This is a genomic window from Vibrio sp. 10N.247.310.24 (assembly GCF_041467175.1).
GTDB classification, from domain to species: domain Bacteria; phylum Pseudomonadota; class Gammaproteobacteria; order Enterobacterales; family Vibrionaceae; genus Vibrio; species Vibrio tasmaniensis_A.
On record NZ_JBFSUD010000025.1, the window covers coordinates 20578 to 37697 of the forward strand.

14 protein-coding genes and 1 other annotated feature are annotated in these 17120 nt (G+C 43.4%); of the genes, 10 read left to right on the forward strand and 4 right to left on the reverse strand.

Annotated features, from left to right (window positions below):
• The first annotated feature begins 20 nt into the window (after positions 1–20).
• From AB6E08_RS10115 to AB6E08_RS10125, 3 genes are all read left to right on the forward strand, one after another.
• On the forward strand, positions 21–1772 hold the full coding sequence (locus AB6E08_RS10115; protein WP_012603234.1) for a diguanylate cyclase: 1752 nt from the start codon (positions 21–23) through the stop codon (positions 1770–1772).
• Positions 1773–2002: 230 nt separating this feature from the next.
• Positions 2003–4390, forward strand: coding sequence for an aerobic respiration two-component sensor histidine kinase ArcB (arcB, locus tag AB6E08_RS10120; RefSeq protein ID WP_372066248.1), 2388 nt, complete (start codon positions 2003–2005; stop codon positions 4388–4390).
• Positions 4391–4397: 7 nt separating this feature from the next.
• Positions 4398–4841, forward strand: a complete 444-nt coding sequence (locus tag AB6E08_RS10125; RefSeq protein ID WP_012603236.1) for a hypothetical protein — start codon at positions 4398–4400, stop codon at positions 4839–4841.
• Between the two features lie 185 nt (positions 4842–5026).
• Here AB6E08_RS10125 and arcA read toward each other — a convergent pair whose 3' ends face one another.
• Positions 5027–5743 carry a two-component system response regulator ArcA gene (gene arcA / locus AB6E08_RS10130; protein ID WP_004741534.1) on the reverse strand — a complete coding sequence of 239 codons (717 nt, stop codon included), beginning with the start codon at positions 5741–5743 and terminating at the stop codon, positions 5027–5029.
• Positions 5744–6319: 576 nt separating this feature from the next.
• On the opposite strand from arcA, the gene AB6E08_RS10135 reads away from it, so the two are divergent.
• Entirely contained in the window at positions 6320–6805 is a 486-nt protein-coding gene (locus tag AB6E08_RS10135) for a putative 4-hydroxy-4-methyl-2-oxoglutarate aldolase (protein ID WP_017098326.1), read from the forward strand.
• A gap of 29 nt (positions 6806–6834) precedes the next feature.
• On the opposite strand, the gene AB6E08_RS10140 is transcribed toward AB6E08_RS10135, so the two are convergent.
• Positions 6835–7311: a ribonuclease regulator gene (locus AB6E08_RS10140; protein WP_372066245.1), complete on the reverse strand. Its 477-nt coding sequence runs from the start codon at positions 7309–7311 to the stop codon at positions 6835–6837.
• A gap of 317 nt (positions 7312–7628) precedes the next feature.
• Positions 7629–7747, forward strand: a sequence feature (Thr leader region).
• 29 nt (positions 7748–7776) lie between these two features.
• On the opposite strand from AB6E08_RS10140, the gene thrA reads away from it, so the two are divergent.
• The 3 genes from thrA to thrC are packed head-to-tail and all read left to right on the forward strand — an operon-like array spanning position 7777 to position 12490.
• Positions 7777–10236 carry a bifunctional aspartate kinase/homoserine dehydrogenase I gene (gene thrA / locus AB6E08_RS10145; RefSeq protein WP_012603240.1) on the forward strand — a complete coding sequence of 820 codons (2460 nt, stop codon included), beginning with the start codon at positions 7777–7779 and terminating at the stop codon, positions 10234–10236.
• A 17-nt stretch (positions 10237–10253) separates the two neighbouring features.
• Positions 10254–11210: a homoserine kinase gene (gene thrB / locus AB6E08_RS10150; protein ID WP_032499152.1), complete on the forward strand. Its 957-nt coding sequence runs from the start codon at positions 10254–10256 to the stop codon at positions 11208–11210.
• Entirely contained in the window at positions 11207–12490 is a 1284-nt protein-coding gene (gene thrC / locus AB6E08_RS10155) for a threonine synthase (RefSeq protein WP_371695251.1), read from the forward strand. Before thrB ends, thrC begins: the two co-directional genes overlap by 4 nt.
• A 78-nt stretch (positions 12491–12568) precedes the next feature.
• Here thrC and grcA read toward each other — a convergent pair whose 3' ends face one another.
• A complete protein-coding gene (gene grcA, locus AB6E08_RS10160) occupies positions 12569–12946 on the reverse strand; it encodes an autonomous glycyl radical cofactor GrcA (protein WP_009848415.1) in 378 nt (125 codons plus the stop codon).
• Between the two features lie 326 nt (positions 12947–13272).
• Here grcA and nfo point away from each other — a divergent pair, with 326 nt between their 5' ends.
• From nfo to AB6E08_RS10175, 3 genes are all read left to right on the forward strand, one after another.
• Positions 13273–14181 (forward strand): deoxyribonuclease IV, encoded by a 909-nt coding sequence (nfo, locus tag AB6E08_RS10165; RefSeq protein ID WP_009848416.1) that lies wholly within the window; start codon positions 13273–13275, stop codon positions 14179–14181.
• A 662-nt stretch (positions 14182–14843) separates the two neighbouring features.
• Complete coding sequence (gene ung, locus AB6E08_RS10170; protein ID WP_122047553.1) at positions 14844–15524, forward strand: uracil-DNA glycosylase; 681 nt, start codon at positions 14844–14846, stop codon at positions 15522–15524.
• Positions 15525–15610: 86 nt separating this feature from the next.
• Positions 15611–16162 (forward strand): hemerythrin domain-containing protein, encoded by a 552-nt coding sequence (locus AB6E08_RS10175; protein WP_017098332.1) that lies wholly within the window; start codon positions 15611–15613, stop codon positions 16160–16162.
• A 151-nt stretch (positions 16163–16313) separates the two neighbouring features.
• Here AB6E08_RS10175 and AB6E08_RS10180 read toward each other — a convergent pair whose 3' ends face one another.
• Positions 16314–16502 (reverse strand): DUF3545 family protein, encoded by a 189-nt coding sequence (locus AB6E08_RS10180; RefSeq protein ID WP_009848419.1) that lies wholly within the window; start codon positions 16500–16502, stop codon positions 16314–16316.
• Between the last annotated feature and the right edge of the window lie 618 nt (positions 16503–17120).

Genomic DNA, 17120 nt, shown 5'->3' on the forward strand with positions numbered 1-17120 from the left:
TAAGTATAGATTGAGAGCAGATGGAACTGGTAATGACTTGGTTATGGGATAGGGCGTATGGCTACGGTATATATATCGTTGTTCTATTGCTGATAGGTCTCATCTGCTGGCATATTTATTTACGTTACCAGTCATATATTGAACAGCTTCTTCTTGCTACACCTTCACCTCTTTATTTTGTTGACATCCGAAGTGGCGAGATCTTGTACGCCAATCGCCAAGCCATGCAGTTGCTTGGTATCCGCCAAATAGGTACTCACTTTCGTTTTCCAACAGTGGAAGCTGAGAATAGTTTTCGTCATTACCTCACTGATCACATCAACTCTCGAACGTTTGAATATCTCTCGTCTTGGGTTCTTTCTGAATTTGAATCTTTTAAGATCAACTTGGTGGGTCGTAAGATCCACTTTAGAAGTAGAAAGGCTTGGATGATACATGCTTCCCCTTATAAAAGTACCAACGAAGAGATTTCCCAAGAGGTTCGTGATCTCAATGTTGCTCGTACCGCTTTGGATTCTTTATCTGAGTTGGTCTATGTCATCGATCAAAAGGGTGAATTGGTCGCGAGTAATCGAGCGTTTAAAAAGTTTTGGCATGGTCGCCCTGAAGAGGGCACTTTAAGTGTGTCTAGTGGTGCCTTAAAAGGTCGTGTCAGTGAGCGCTCATGGACCACAGACCAAGATGGTAAGGGGTGTCTCCTTGAAACCTATCAAAGTGTTTTGCTCTCGCAAAGTGGGGAAACCATAGGTACGCTCTCGATAAGTCACGATGTGACGGATTGGCATGACATGCAGCAACAACTGCGTGGGGAAATGGAAAAGCGTAAAGATACTGAAGTTGCACTTGCACAACGTGACACCATTTTACAAAACATCTTGGAAGCGAGCCCTGACTCGATTGGTATCTTCAACGAAAACATGGTTTACCAGGCGTGTAATAAGCCATTTGTGGCAGCGTTGGGTATTTCTGAAGTCAGTGACTTAGTGGGTAAACGTCTACAAGACGTAGTACCAAATAGCATTTATATGCGCGTATCAGAGAGTGATCATCAAGTGCTTCATCAAGGTAACTCGTTGCGTTACATCGACAAACTGGTTTCAAGTGATGGAGAGTTTACTTGGTATGATGTAGTGAAGTCGCCTTTTAGAGACCCTGCATCGAGTACCAATGGTGTACTGATCATGGCACGTGATATCACAGAACGTTACCTCGCCGAGCAGAAACTTGAAGAAGCCAATTTAGAGCTTGAGCGCCTCAGTTTTATGGATAGTTTAACTCAGGTATCCAATCGACGTCGCTTCGATGAGCAGCTGTCTACATTGTGGCATCATCATGTGCGTGAGAAATTGCCGTTGACGATTATGCTGTGTGACATCGACTTCTTTAAAGGCTATAACGATTTCTATGGACACCAACAAGGTGACGATGCTTTGATTCAGGTTTCACAAGCCTTTAAGCAGGTGTTGAATCGCTCTTCGGATTGCGTGGCTCGATACGGTGGTGAAGAGTTTGGCTTTATTCTCCCAAACACAACCACAGAAGGTGCGCTTATGGTCGCTCGTCGAATTCATGATGAAGTGCAAAAACTAGGATTAGCTCATGAGAAGTCGACAGTGTCAGACTCCATCACGGTGAGTATTGGTATTGTCTCTTATATACCAACACCTGATGACGAAATGGAGTCTGCTGTTGCCTTGGCTGACAGTGCGTTGTATCAAGCGAAATCTGATGGTCGAAATCGTTCGATAGTGCATCCATACTCTATTCACTAACTTTATAGAATGGGTAACTTAGTGACTCCGTCTTTTTCTTGTTTAGCATTTATATTACTTGGCTAATATTTATGTGGCTTGGCTAGTATTGATATTGCTTGGTTAGTATTAATATTGGTTGATTAACCTTCGATATTACCGCTAATCTCTTGCTGCGTGTGATGTAGCTAGCTTACCTACTTTCTTCAAACAAGGTAGAATGTTGCTAGTCTTATCGCGTGGAGCGCTAAATGAAACCCATGAAAAATCTTGCCCAGTATTACGTGGATCTGCTCGTGAAATTGGGGATTGTCCGCTTTTCTATCTTACTCGCCCTAGCGCTTGTTGCCCTTGCTGTTGTTGTACAAGTCGGTATCACCCTCGCACTCAAAGGTAATGTTGATGATATCGACATTGTCCGTTCGGTTTTCTTCGGTTTAGTGATCACACCTTGGGCGGTCTATTTTCTCTCAGTCGTGGTCGATCAACTGGAAGAGTCTCGCCAAAGGTTGGCTAAATTGGTCTCTAAGCTGGGTGACATGCGAGAGCGAGATCAAGAACTCAACAATAAACTGCAACTCAATATCGAAAAGCTCAACCAAGAAATTGAAGATCGTGAAAAAGCCGAAGAAGCGCGTGCAGAAGCAATGCATGATCTTGAGAACGAAGTGTTTCAGCGTGAGCGAACTCAGCTTGAATTAGCAGAACGTACGGCGCTGTTGCGTTCGTTTATCGATGCCTCGCCTGACCTCATTTATTATCGCAATGAAGATGGTGTGTTTTCAGGTTGCAACCGAGCGGTTGAAGAACTCACGGGCAAAACAGAAAAAGAGCTAGTTGGTTTGACGCCTTGGGATGTCTACAGCAAAGAGGTAGCCCAGCAAGTTGTTGAAACCGATAAGAAAGTCTTTGCTGACAACCAAGCTTTGACCTATGACCAATGGCTTGAATACCCCGATGGACGTAAGAGTTACTTCGAGCTGCGTAAGGTGCCTTTCTACAGTAAAGATGGTCGCCACCTTGGCTTGGTTGGTTTTGGTCGTGATATTACCGAGCGTAAAGAGCACCAAGAATCACTAGAGAAAGCCAGTCGCGATAAGACCACCTTTATCTCAACCATTAGCCATGAGCTAAGAACACCGCTCAATGGCATCATCGGCTTGAGCCGCATGTTATTGGATAGCCAGCTGACGACCGAGCAGCGTAAGCAGATGCAAACCATCAAGGTGAGTGCGGTGACACTGGGTAATATCTTTAACGATATTATCGACATGGATAAGTTCGACCGCCGTAAGCTTGAGCTATTCCCAACCCCTATCAATTTTGAAGATTTCGTTGTTGAGATCGAAAGCATTTCTGCGTTAATGGCAGAGCAGAAAGGGTTGAGGTTTGATCTAGAAAGATTGTCCGATCTCCCATCTGCAGTTGAGGTGGATGGTACTCGTCTTAGACAGGTATTGTGGAACCTTGTAAGCAACGCGATGAAGTTCACCAAAGATGGTGGTGTCGTGATGACGGTCAGCGCTGAAATTGATGGCGACTTTGCCAACATCACGATGGAAGTAGAAGATACCGGGATTGGTATCCCTGAAAGCGAAATCGAGAAGATCTTCGCGATGTACTATCAGGTAAAGTCGGGAACAGACAATTTACACGCTGTCGGTACCGGAATTGGTCTTGCTGTATCTCAACAGCTGATCAATATGATGGATGGTCACATTGAAGTCACCAGTGAAGAGGGGTTTGGTAGTACCTTTACGATTTCGATTCGAGTTCCAGTTAATCACGATACTCAGGCTTTGATCAAAACGCCAAGAAAGCAGTCCAACCTTAAGATTTTCATGGTCGAAGACATTGAGCTCAATATCACAGTAGCTCGTTCTTTACTTGAAAGCCTAGGGCATGAAGTGACAGTGGTAATGACGGGTAAAGAGGCACAAATCGTTTTCAACCCGAAAGATTATGACTTGGTATTACTGGATATCCAGTTACCAGATATGACTGGTTTCGACATTGCCCAATACTACCGCGAGAAATATAGCCAATTGCCGCCTTTGGTGGCATTAACCGCGAATGTATTAAACAATAAGCAAGAGTATTTCCAGAAAGGCATGGATGAAGCGATCAGTAAACCACTGTCGGTTCGTGCAATCCAGGATGTCATCAGCGAGTTGATTGAGGATGCCCCAGAGGTTATTGAGAAAGCCGAGGGTATTGATACAGTAAAGGATGTTGTAAAAGTGGCAGGTGTTGAGAAAGTAACAGCGAGTAAGCTGGCTCTTTCAACGATTGATACCACTTTGCTTGATATTGATATGCTAGAGTCTTATGTTGACATTGTCGGGTCGAAACCTGTTTTGGATAGTATCGTGATGTTTGAAGATATGATGCCGGAATATATGGAAATATTGAATTCCAATATGGTTGCGAAAGATCAAGACAGTATCGTTTCTGAGGCACACAAGATTAAAGGTGCAGCAGGTTCCATTGGCCTGAAACGCATACAGCAAGTTGCTCAGAAAGCTCAATCTCCAGATATGCCTGCGTGGTGGGAGAACATTTCAGATTGGGTTGATGAAATAAATAACGAATACCAAAATGATATTGAAGTCTTAAAGAGTTGGTTAAATCAAAGGTAGAAGAATGATGAAAAAATTAGCATTTGCCGCATGTGTAGTAGCATTAGCGGGTTGTTCTGCGCCACAAGTAGAATGGCAGCAAGATAATCAAGTCGAAGTATCTGCAGCGACAGTCACAATGAAAAGCAACCTGTGGCACAACAAAATGCCTACGATTGGGGAGGCTCAAGATAAGACTTTGCATGGTGCTATCTACCTAGAGTCTGACTCACAATTACCAGCAACACTTGCGGTTGAGAGTGTGACGGTTAAACAGGGTGCAGATACCTTGTTGGTAACTGCTGACGATCTAGATTTAAGAACACATAGTGAAACGCAGTGGGAAGTCGCTTTTGTATGGCAGTTAGAGATCGACAGTGATAAGCCTGTTGATGTTGCGATTGAACTCAAAGATGGCGAAACCGTGAAGTGGTTAGTAGAGAAAGACGTGAAGGTAGATACGGTTTACTAAAACCTTAGCGAACAATGAACAATAAAAAAGGGAGAATGCGTTGGCATTCTCCCTTTTTAATAACGATTGTTCACGCTTCGATTGCTAGAAGTACTAACTGTTTATAAGTACTAACTGGTTAGAGTGCTATCGGTTAGAAGTGCTAATCGACGGCAAGAACTAAACGGGCAGAAGCGCGAATCGAATTAGTCTTCTAGGTCACCACAAAAGCGGTAGCCTTCACCGTGAATCGTCGCGATGATTTCTGGTGTACCAGAAACAGATTCAAAGTGCTTACGAATACGACGGATTGTTACGTCTACAGTACGATCGTGTGGCTTAAGCTCACGGCCAGTCATCTTCTTAAGAAGGTCTGCACGTGTTTGGATCTTACCTGGGTTCTCACAGAAGTGAAGTAGAGCACGGAACTCTGAACGAGGTAGCTTGTAGCCTTCGCCATCTGGGCTAACCAGAGAACGACTGTTGATATCTAGTACCCAACCATTGAACTCGTACTTCTCAACGCTACGCTTTTCTTCTTGAACAGAGCTTGTGCTCATTGAACGGTTAAGAAGGTTACGTGCACGGATAGTCAGCTCACGAGGGTTGAAAGGCTTAGTGATGTAGTCATCAGCGCCGATTTCTAGGCCAAGGATCTTATCAACTTCATTATCACGACCAGTTAAGAACATAAGCGCTACATTTGCTTGCTCACGTAGTTCACGCGCAAGTAGTAGGCCATTCTTACCTGGAAGGTTGATGTCCATAATTACAAGGTTAACTTGGTTATCAGATAGCACTTGGTGCATCTCTTCACCGTCGCTAGCCTCAAAAACAGCATATCCCTCTGCTTCAAAAATACTCTTTAGAGTGTTACGAGTTACTTGCTCATCTTCAACGATAAGAATCTGCGGGGTTTGCATTTGGCGGTACCTAAATTTGTGACGAAACTGTGCTAATAGAATAAATTCTAGGCAAAACATAACATACAGGTAATGTATTTTTGATGATAACTTAAAGTTTTCAAAAAAACACTTACTTCCAGCTATCTGCCTTCCTTGAAGTATTGCCCAATAACGTAGATCCAGTACGCCTTTCAATCATTCTTTTAGTGATTTAAGAGGATTCTATAATGTTAACAGCATGCTAACAACGCGAGAATGTTAATTCCATTCACTTTGTTGATTTACATCAATTGCCGTATCGCAACAAACTTTAATAGTATGGCTACAACTTAACCAATGTTATGGTGACTATTTAGCACCAAAATAAGAATGATTATTCGAGATGTTTCGAACATCTTGCTTGCTAAAGACCGGACTATGAACCAAGGAAGCTGAAAGCTATCCTTAGAGTCTAGTAGATAAATATGCTCAATCAACTTTTATTTCGTATTAAATTGGGCATAGAACAATGAAAACAAAGGATTAATTTTAATAATATATAAAAGCATAGAGGCTCGCCTGACTTAATAGGTTTGCCTTACTCACGGAGGATATATGCACGATATAACACCTGACTTATGTGATGAGTTTGAAAGCAAAGTCACGCTACTGAATATGCCATTACAGAACTTCGGCCAGCGTGGTGCGTTCTGGGGAAAAATTGTAACAGTTCGTTGTTATCACGATAATTCCAAGGTTCGTGAGGTTTTAGAGACCGATGGCTGCGGCAAAGTACTCGTTGTAGACGGCAATGGCTCGTGTCAAAAAGCGTTACTTGGCGACCAATTGGCGATTCTAGCCATAGAAAATGGTTGGGAAGGCGTCATTGTGAATGGTGCGGTGCGTGATGTTGCGATGATGGCGCAGATGGATCTTGGTATTCAAGCTCTCGGAGCCTCTCCATTTAAAACCGAGAAGCACGGTGTTGGGCAAGTGAATGTGACGCTCTCTATACACAATCAACTGATTCAGCCCGGTGATTACATTTATGCCGATTGGAATGGTGTGTTAATTTCAACGGAATTGTTGATTGAATCTTAACGGGCTCATCGATAAAGAAGTGGGATAGATTAGAAGCGAAACCCTAATCCTACCTCAACACCTTGTTGCCACTCTTCATAATCAAGGGTGGCATGCATATCTAGATTATCGGTTAGCTGCACGCGGCTGGAAAGCTCTGCGGCTACCGATTTCTCACTGTCTTCGGTTTCATTGTTATAGGTGTGTAGAGAGCTGTTGAAAGAGACTCTTTCGGAAAACTGATAACTAACACCACTCAAGAATCCACTCTCATATTTCAGTGCAGCAGTGTTGATTCGTGTACCGACATAAAGATCCACATCAGAAAACAAGCTATAAGAATAACCACTGTCTACTGTCCACGTATCAAAGCTTTCACTCGATGTACTTTGCGTGGAGATAAAAAACTTATGGGCAGAGCTATCGATTTGACTGGGGAGCAAAGGCAAACTGCTCAGTAGCGGTAAACTGTTCGCTGAACAAACGACAGGCATAGCAAAGACTAAAAGAATAAGTAATCTCTTCATTTCCCACTCCTGATGTCATTATTATTGTTTTTCGAACGTTATTGTTCAATTAAAGCACAGGACTTGTATGTTCGCTGTACTATCGATAGAGCATTTTGTTATGACTGCATATGCAACTAATTACTTCTGTTTGTTTGATGAGTTAATCCAGTCTCAGAATGGCAGGTTGATGCAGGGTGTTTTATCTCTTAAATGAAGGTTTGCTCTGAAAAACGGTGTGAATGTAAAAAAAACGCAACTTTTCATTGACGCATAGTAGTAAAAATTGATACACGTAGAGTAAAGCACAAGCAGAGAATTTGATATGCAGCATGTAAGCCACCTAGTAATGACCACCACCATTATTATTACCGACATTCACATTGTTGGGGCAGGCTGCTAAGTAACGGATTTTAAAAAAAAGGCCTGTATCCAACAAGATACAGGCCTTTTTTTGTACCATTTTTATGACTTATGGAGAAAGGGATGCGCGTTTTAAAGTTTGGAGGTTCATCATTAGCTGATGCAGATCGTTTTTTACGAGCGGCTGATATCATCGCTAATAATGCCCAGCAAGAAGAGCTAGCCGTTGTACTATCGGCTCCAGGAAAAACAACCAATAAGTTGGTCGCTGTTATTGAAGCTGCACTGAAAAACGGTGAAGCTGACACACAGATTTCAGAGATCGAATCATCATTTTCTGCACTGTTTGCAGAGATTCAAGCGGTATTGCCGTCAGTAGATGGCTCTGCGTTTCAAGAGCAAGTCGATACCTCTCTTGCTCAACTTAAGCAGTTCGTGAATGGTATTAACCTACTGGGCATGTGCCCGAATCACGTAAATGCTCGTATCATTAGTAAAGGTGAGCGAGTTTCAATCCAGTTAATGAAAGCGGTACTGGAAGCGAAAGGCCAACCAGCAAGCCTGATTGACCCTGTGGAATATCTCTATGCTCAAGGTGATCATCTTGAAGCTATGGTGGATGTGGATGTTTCAACTCAGAACTTCCGCCAATCACCGCTTCCTAAAGGTCACGTAAATATCATGCCGGGCTTTACTGCTGGTAATGAAAAAGGCGAGCTAGTAACGCTTGGCCGTAACGGCTCTGACTACTCAGCTGCAGTTCTAGCGGCATGTCTACGTGCTGATTGCTGTGAGATTTGGACTGACGTCGATGGTGTTTACAACTGTGACCCACGCTTAGTGGATGATGCCCGTCTTCTTAAATCACTTAGCTACCAAGAAGCGATGGAGCTTTCTTACTTCGGTGCTTCAGTTCTACACCCGAAAACTATCGCACCTATCGCACAATTCCATATTCCATGTCTGATCAAAAACAGCTTCAACCCACAGGGAGCAGGCACTTTGATTGGCCAAGACACTGGCGAAGATAACCTGGCGATCAAAGGTATCACTACGCTAAGTGACCTAACGATGGTTAACGTATCAGGCCCAGGTATGAAGGGCATGGTAGGCATGGCGAGTCGTGTATTCGGCGCGATGTCTTCTGCAGGCGTTTCTATTGTCCTTATTACTCAATCTTCTTCTGAGTACAGCATCAGCTTCTGTATTGAATCGGCTGACAAAGTGAAAGCGAAGCAAGTGTTATCAGATGCGTTTGAACTCGAACTTAAAGATGGCCTATTAGAGCCAGTTGAGTTCATGGATGATGTTGCGATTGTGACGCTGGTGGGTGACGGTATGCGTACATCACGTGGCGTTGCTTCTCAGTTCTTCTCTTCTTTAGCTGAAGTGAACGTTAACATCGTTGCTATTGCTCAAGGCTCTTCAGAGCGCGCTATCTCTGCTGTTATCCCTGAAGATAAAATCTCAGAAGCAATCAAAGCGTGTCACGAAAACCTATTCAATTCTAAGCACTTCCTTGACGTCTTCGTTGTCGGTGTTGGCGGTGTTGGTGGCGAGCTTGTTGACCAGATCCAACGTCAACAAGGCAAACTGGCTGAAAAAGGCATCGTGATTCGCGTATGTGGTTTAGCAAACAGCAAAGGCTTGCTGCTAGACAGCGACGGTCTACCGCTAGAACAGTGGCGTGATCGTATGTCGAGTGCGACAGAAGAGTTTAGCCTAGCGCGTTTAGCTGCACTTGTTCAACGTAACCACATCATCAACCCTGTGTTGGTTGATTGTACGTCTAGCGAAGGTATTGCCGGGCAATACGCTGATTTCCTAGCGGCTGGTTTCCACGTTGTAACACCAAACAAAAAAGCCAACACAGCAAGCATGGCTTACTACCATCAGCTTCGTGAAGTGGCGCGTAACTCTCGTCGTAAGTTGATGTACGAGACAACAGTAGGCGCAGGTCTACCGGTAATCGAAAACTTACAGAACCTAATCTCTGCAGGTGATGAGCTTGAGAAGTTCAACGGTATTCTTTCTGGCTCACTGTCTTACATTTTCGGTAAGCTTGATGAGGGTATGACACTCAGCCAAGCAACCAACATTGCTAAAGATAACGGCTTCACTGAGCCGGATCCTCGTGATGATCTGTCTGGTATGGACGTTGCGCGTAAGCTGCTTATTCTTGCTCGTGAAGCGGGTATGGCACTTGAGCTTGAAGATGTTGAAGTTGACCAAGCATTGCCACCGGGTTTTGATGATTCAGGTACGGTTGACGAGTTCATGGCTCGCTTGCCAGAAGCGGATGCATACTTCAAAGAGCAGTCAGCTATCGCAGCAGAAGAAGGCAAAGTACTTCGTTATGTAGGTGAGATCGCTGAAGGTAAATGTAAGGTTCGTATCGCAGCTGTTGATGGCGATGACCCAATGTTTAAGATTAAAGATGGCGAGAACGCTCTGGCATTCTACAGCCGTTACTACCAGCCAATCCCGCTCGTTCTGCGTGGCTACGGTGCAGGTACTGAAGTTACAGCAGCAGGCGTATTCTCTGATGTGATGCGTACTCTTGGTTGGAAATTAGGAGTTTAGGAATGAGTTCAAGTGATATGGATGTTGTTGTTTATGCTCCTGCATCAATCGGCAATGTCAGTGTAGGTTTTGATGTGCTGGGGGCCGCTGTGTCTCCAGTGGATGGCACATTGCTTGGTGACCGAGTAATGGTTAAAGCCGGTGATGAACCATTCTCGCTAAAAACAGCAGGCAGCTTTGTTTCTAAGCTGCCAACTGAAACCAAAGAAAATATTGTCTACGACTGCTGGGTTGTGTTCTCTCGCGAGTTAGACAAGAAAGGTATCTCAGTTAAGTATCTAGAGATGACGCTAGAGAAGAACATGCCTATCGGCTCTGGTTTAGGATCAAGTGCATGTTCAATTGTCGCGGCGCTTGATGCCTTGAACCGTTTTCATGGCAAACCGTTGAATGAAACTGAACTGCTTGCTCTGATGGGTGAAATGGAAGGTAAGATTTCAGGTGGCATACATTACGATAACGTTGCACCCTGTTACCTTGGTGGTGTGCAATTAATGCTGGAAGAGCTAGGTATCATTAGTCAAGAAGTGCCATGTTTTGATGACTGGTACTGGGTAATGGCTTACCCGGGCATCAAAGTTTCGACGGCCGAAGCGCGAGAGATTTTGCCTTCTCAGTATCGCCGTCAAGACGTGATTGCCCATGGTCGTCATTTAGCGGGCTTTATTCATGCTTGTCACTCTGGTCAGCCAGAGCTAGCCGCTAAGATGATCAAAGACGTGATTGCTGAACCATATCGTGAGAAACTGCTTCCAGGGTTTGCTGATGCACGCAAATATGCAACGTCAGCAGGAGCACTAGCTACTGGAATTTCTGGTAGTGGCCCTACGCTATTTAGCATTTGCAAAGAACAAGATGTCGCCGAGCGTGTTGCACGCTGGTTAGAACAAAATTACGTACAAAATGAAGAAGGATTCGTCCACGTTTGTCGCTTAGATAAGCAAGGTTCGATCGTTACAGGAAGTGAGTTATGAAGCTGTACAACATCAAAGAAAACGATGAGCAAGTCTCTTTTGGCCAAGCCGTTCGTCAAGGTCTAGGCCGCAACCAAGGTCTATTTTTCCCATCAGAGCTGCCTAAGTTCGATGACATCGATGCACTACTTGCAGAGGACTTTGTCCCTCGTAGTTCAAAGATTCTTTCTGCTCTAATTGGTGGTGAGTTACCAAAAGAACAGATCGATCAACTAGTGGATGCGGCATTCCAATTCCCAGCACCGATCAACCAAGTGAAAGACGGTGTTTACGCACTTGAACTGTTTCACGGTCCAACGTTAGCATTTAAAGATTTCGGTGGCCGTTTTATGGCTCAATCTTTGGCTGCGGTTTCTGATGGCGGTCAAATCACAATCTTAACGGCAACATCGGGTGATACTGGCGCTGCGGTTGCACACGCATTCTACGGCATGGAAAACATCAACGTTGTTATCCTATACCCGAAAGGCAAGATCAGCCCTCTGCAAGAAAAGCTATTCTGTACGCTAGGTAAGAACATTCACACTGTAGCGATTGATGGCGATTTTGATGCGTGTCAGGCACTCGTAAAAGACGCGTTTGACGACGCTGAATTGCGTAAAGAAATTGGCTTAAACTCAGCAAACTCAATCAACATCAGCCGTTTGATGGCTCAGATCTGTTATTACTTTGAGGCGGCTTCTCAGCTAACCAAAGAGCAACGTGAAAATCTGGTTATCTCTGTACCAAGTGGTAACTTTGGTAACCTAACTGCGGGTCTATTAGCGAAAGCGCTAGGCTTACCGGTTAAACGCTTCATTGCAGCAACCAACGAAAACGACACGGTTCCCCGTTACCTAGAAACAGGTCAATGGGATCCAAAACCAACGGTTGCGACAACATCGAACGCGATGGACGTGAGCCAACCAAACAACTGGCCACGTATCGAAGAGCTTTGCCAACTGAAAGGTTGGGGACTGGATACTTTGGGTAAAGGTAAAGTATCTGATGAGCAGAGTGCTGAATCAGTACGTGATCTAAAAGCTCAAGGTTACCTGTGTGAACCTCATGGTGCGATTGCTTACCGTCTATTGGAAGAGCAACTGCAAGAGAACGAGACAGGCCTGTTCTTATGTACGGCACACCCTGCGAAATTCAAAGAAGTGGTTGATGACATCTTAGGTACTGACATTGAACTGCCAGGTCCGCTAGCAAAACACGCGGTGATGGAGTTGTTGTCTGAAGATCTAGATAACGATTTTGAAGCGCTAAAAGCAGTGCTTCGTCGAGTTCAACCGTAACTTACATCGGTATTGTTGAACAAATAAAAACGGCGCTCAATGAGCGCCGTTTTTGTATTCTAATTCAAGCTCTAAAAATTATAGAGACTCAGTGAACGTACGTGCGATAACGTCACGTTGCTGTTCAGTAGTTAGAGAGTTGAAACGTACAGCGTAACCCGATACACGGATAGTTAGCTGTGGGTAGTTCTCTGGGTGAGCAACAGCATCTTCTAGCGTTTCACGCTTAAGAACGTTAACGTTTAGGTGTTGACCACCTTCGATGCGTGGTGCTGCTTCGATAGCAACTTCACGGCTTTCGTACTCGCCTAGGTCTGCAGCTGAGATAACTTGGTCAGCTTCGAAACCTGAAGTAGCAACAACACAACGAGCTTCATTCTTCTCGCTATCTAGTAGCCAGATTGAGTTTAGTAGGTCATCGTTTGCTGCTTTAGTAATTTGAATACCTTGGATCATAACTATCTCCTAGTCCACTTTATGTGGTTTGATTATGGTGTTAACTTTCGAATTTTATTGAGCTGAGTAATATATACCTAGTTTGTGGTAGTTTAATATTGATTTAAGTCAAAAAACAACCAAAAACCTCATTTTTTTCAAGGTGATTACTTTGAGTTAAATCAATAAAACCTTTGAAAACAAAGTAATTACAAAATATTTTAAAGTATAAAAAATATTTAACAGTGGCATTTGTTGTAAATTTACTACATTTGTTGTGTTTTTATTGACCTGTAAGTGATACGACCCTTTAATTATTAAGCATCCTGAAAGTGTAAAGTGATTTAATGACAAACAATAATTCATCTTCAAAACCTGAAACTAATATTAAGTTTATTGGTGCGCATGTGTCTGCTGCGGGCGGTGTTGATCAGGCGCCAATGCGCGCAAGAGAGATTGGCGCCAATGCTTTTGCACTGTTCACCAAAAACCAAAGACAGTGGGCAGCAAAGCCGCTAGAAGCCAAAACCATCAGCGCCTTTAAAGCCAACTGTAAAATGTTAGGTTTTAGCGCTGAGCACATCCTTCCTCATGACTCCTACCTTATTAATTTAGGAGCACCAGAAGAAGAGAAGCTAGAGAAATCACGTGCGGCTTTTATTGATGAAATGGAGCGTTGTAACCAACTAGGACTCACGCTTTTGAATTTTCATCCTGGGAGTCATTTGAAGAAAATCTCAGAAAGCGAATGTTTGGCCAAGATCGCTGAGTCTATCAACTTGGCTCATCAAGCGGTGCCTGATGTGATTGCGGTGATTGAGAATACCTCAGGGCAGGGGACGAACCTTGGCTGGAAGTTTGAGCAACTAGCAGAGATCATCGACCAAGTAGAAGATAAATCACGCGTTGGTGTGTGTTTAGACACTTGCCATACTTTTACAGCCGGTTATGACCTACGAACAAAAGAAGCATGTGATCATACTTTTGCTGAGTTCGACCGCATTGTCGGCATGCACTATCTAAGAGCAATGCACATCAATGATTCAAAAGCTGAGTTTGCAAGCCGTGTAGATCGACACCATTCTTTAGGAAAAGGCGAAATAGGCTGGGATTGTTTTGAGTATATAGCCTCTGATTCTCGCTTTAATGGTATCCCTCTCATTTTAGAAACCATTGATTCGACTATCTGGAAAGAGGAAATTCAACAACTTAGGATGTTCCATCGCTCAGCAACGCTAGCGAGCGAAGACGCGTAATAATAGAGGGAATAATTAATTTCCTTCTACTCCTAAAAATTGGCACCTTTCTTTCATAGTATTAAAGTGAATATGTAGTTCACGATGTCTTAGAGGAGGTGCCTTTATGTATTCAATCACCCAAACTTCAACTGTTGCTGTCGCACGCCGTTTACCAACACCAAACCGTCACGTGCATAACCACGGGCACCACCGTACACAGCAGAAAAGTGGCTAATCGAGATAAACACAACTTGAACTGATTATTATGATTCATCAACAAGTGAACCCTACACATCATGTTTATTGATAGCTGTATGAGGTATAAATAGGGCGTGTTGATCTTTCGAGCTGATTTTTGCAGCGAGTTGCTGGGTATTTATACAAGGCAGAGGCTTTGACGTGTAGCTAGCCTACATGAGAAGCCGCTAACGCAGTAGAAATGACCAGCAAACGCTGCCCGGAGGGTTCGGCTAAAAGCGTTTTACTCTTTGTTGAGGGAGATTTGCTTAGAATGACTATGCTACTTCTCCCTCGCCGCGATTAAAACGCTTTTATCTCGAACAAAATTTAACCACGAAAGGTCAACACGCCCTAAAGCCTTATTTAGGACAGTTAGCCGATACAGCTATTTTTTGTCTGGCGAAAGCCCCTAGAAACCTTGATGATTGGGAAGTAAAACGATGAGCGCACCAAAGACTTGGGAATCCATTATTAATGATGAACGTGACAAAGAGTACTTTCAGAGTGTCCTCGCGTTTGTTGAACAGCAACGCAATAGTGGGAAAACCGTCTACCCTCCTCAAGAGCAGGTGTTCAGTGCCTTCGATATGACGCCTTTCGAGTCCGTACGCGTGGTTATCCTAGGGCAAGATCCTTATCACGGCGCTAACCAAGCTCATGGCTTAGCTTTTTCTGTACTGCCAGGTGTAAAAATCCCTCCTTCTCTACGTAATATGTACAAAGAGCTTGCACAAGATATAGAGGGCTTTGAGATCCCGAGTCATGGCTACCTCGATTCTTGGGCATCTCAAGGGGTGTTGATGTTGAACACTGTCCTTACAGTAGAAGAGGCAAAAGCCCACTCACATGCTAAGTGTGGTTGGGAAACCTTTACCGATGCCGTTATTGCAGAGCTCAATCAGCGCTCTGAACCGATCATCTTCTTGTTGTGGGGCGCACACGCCCAGAAGAAAGGCCAAGCGATTGATGCAGACAAGCACCATGTGTTGGTTGCACCTCATCCATCACCATTATCAGCACGCCGTGGTTTCTTCGGTTGTCAGCATTTTTCGATGACCAACGAGCTACTCTCTTCTATTAATCAACAGCCTATCGATTGGACATTACCACTGGCACTGTAGATTGATGGTTTTCTGAGCAGGGTCAAACCACAAATTGCTATCTTCATATACACTTATAAACAGTAGGTGTAATGGAGTGCAATACTATGATGATTGAAAGGATAAGACGAGAGCATGGCTATATGGCTCGTTTGCTCGCGATACTCAACAGTAAGTTAGAGTTTCTGAAACAGGAGCGAGAAATAAACTATAGCCTGATCGCAGAGGTGGTTCATTATCTCATGGACCATTCAGACAAGGTGCATCACCCGAAAGAAGATGTTATTTATCGTTACTACCTTAAGCAATATGGCAGTGATCAAGTGATTGAAGACTTGGAACTGGAGCATCAATTGCTTTCTGAGAAAACGGCGGACTTTTTAGGTGTGGTCGATATGATCCTTCAAGATGCGGTGGTTCCTCAACAAGTATTTATTGAGCAGCTTGAAGCTTTTGTTAAAGCTCAACGAAAACACATGGAATATGAAGAGAAGCATGTGTTACCAATGATTGTTGAGTCGTTCACAGTTAAAGATTGGCAAGAGGTGGAGTCTCAATGGCTTCAACCTGAAGACGACCCTGTCTTTGGAGAGACAATTGCTGATGAGTACCGCCAACTCGCGGCTCGTGTTCGACAAAATGAACAAGAGTGCGTTTAGCCAGTTGTCATGTTGAAGCGTGACTATTTTAGATGCTCTCTATTTTAGAGGGCTAGTTCCCAAATGACGCTTTGAGCGGATTAAATACCTCGTAAAATAAAAAAGGCACCTGTACAGGTGCTTTTTGCTATCTGATTTCTTATCGTGCTGATTAAAGCTTTATATCGTCAAGGCTAAAATCGAGACCTAGGTTCATCTCTCTAAGCTCTTTCTCAAGCTGTCTACGATCATTGATTGCCTCAATTTCACGCCATTTACGTTTGAGTGGTTTAGAGCGTGTTTTTTGAGTGGTACGAGGCATTTCTAGTTCTGATAATTCATCGAATTGAAAGCTATCCATAAGCATATCTCCTTCCGTGGGATTCGTTCTTACGAACCATTAAATATCATATTTAAGTTCACAATAACCTTGATTTGTTTCTCATTTGTTTCAAATATATGAAGTTTTTGTTCTGTTTTATTATGCATGCTCACACATTTCGGGGATTTTTGTGTACAAAAAACAAGCAAACAAACTTAAGTAAACGATTAAATTAGGGGGGATTGAATGTTAATTCATTGTGCAAATGGAATAGCATTTTGACTACAGTGCATTTAAGTGCGCATTGTGTCGTGTAGTATAGGGATCTCATTACCCTAGAAAAAAACACAGATCTTCACTATACCTTGTAAAACCTAGGCTGACGTCATTTTTACGGGGTGGTGTTTTTGTTTTTATAGTGCCTTAGTTTTTGTTGATATTATGTCCTGACAATGTGACTTTTATTAGGCGCTATTGTTGAAAGTTGTGTTAAAAAAAGGTGTATTATTAGTGAAATGTCATTTTAATATGTGTTTATTTTCATATTGATTTTTAGGCCGTCTCGCTGCATTATCCGCCCGTCAAAAAATACACCGATACGTAAAATGGATGCATGAAGCGACATTTACAATCTAGATCGCAACAAATAAATATAAA

Coding starts and splice junctions, on each gene's coding strand:
- AB6E08_RS10140 (WP_372066245.1), bottom strand. CDS start 7,311: ATGAAGAGATTACTTATTCTTTTAGTCTTTGCTATGCCTGTCGTTTGT.
- AB6E08_RS10125 (WP_012603236.1), top strand. CDS start 4,398: ATGAAAAAATTAGCATTTGCCGCATGTGTAGTAGCATTAGCGGGTTGT.
- arcA (WP_004741534.1), bottom strand. CDS start 5,743: ATGCAAACCCCGCAGATTCTTATCGTTGAAGATGAGCAAGTAACTCGT.
- AB6E08_RS10115 (WP_012603234.1), top strand. CDS start 21: ATGGAACTGGTAATGACTTGGTTATGGGATAGGGCGTATGGCTACGGT.
- ung (WP_122047553.1), top strand. CDS start 14,844: ATGAGCGCACCAAAGACTTGGGAATCCATTATTAATGATGAACGTGAC.
- thrA (WP_012603240.1), top strand. CDS start 7,777: ATGCGCGTTTTAAAGTTTGGAGGTTCATCATTAGCTGATGCAGATCGT.
- thrB (WP_032499152.1), top strand. CDS start 10,254: ATGGATGTTGTTGTTTATGCTCCTGCATCAATCGGCAATGTCAGTGTA.
- AB6E08_RS10180 (WP_009848419.1), bottom strand. CDS start 16,502: ATGGATAGCTTTCAATTCGATGAATTATCAGAACTAGAAATGCCTCGT.
- grcA (WP_009848415.1), bottom strand. CDS start 12,946: ATGATCCAAGGTATTCAAATTACTAAAGCAGCAAACGATGACCTACTA.
- nfo (WP_009848416.1), top strand. CDS start 13,273: ATGACAAACAATAATTCATCTTCAAAACCTGAAACTAATATTAAGTTT.
- arcB (WP_372066248.1), top strand. CDS start 2,003: ATGAAACCCATGAAAAATCTTGCCCAGTATTACGTGGATCTGCTCGTG.
- AB6E08_RS10175 (WP_017098332.1), top strand. CDS start 15,611: ATGATGATTGAAAGGATAAGACGAGAGCATGGCTATATGGCTCGTTTG.
- AB6E08_RS10135 (WP_017098326.1), top strand. CDS start 6,320: ATGCACGATATAACACCTGACTTATGTGATGAGTTTGAAAGCAAAGTC.
- thrC (WP_371695251.1), top strand. CDS start 11,207: ATGAAGCTGTACAACATCAAAGAAAACGATGAGCAAGTCTCTTTTGGC.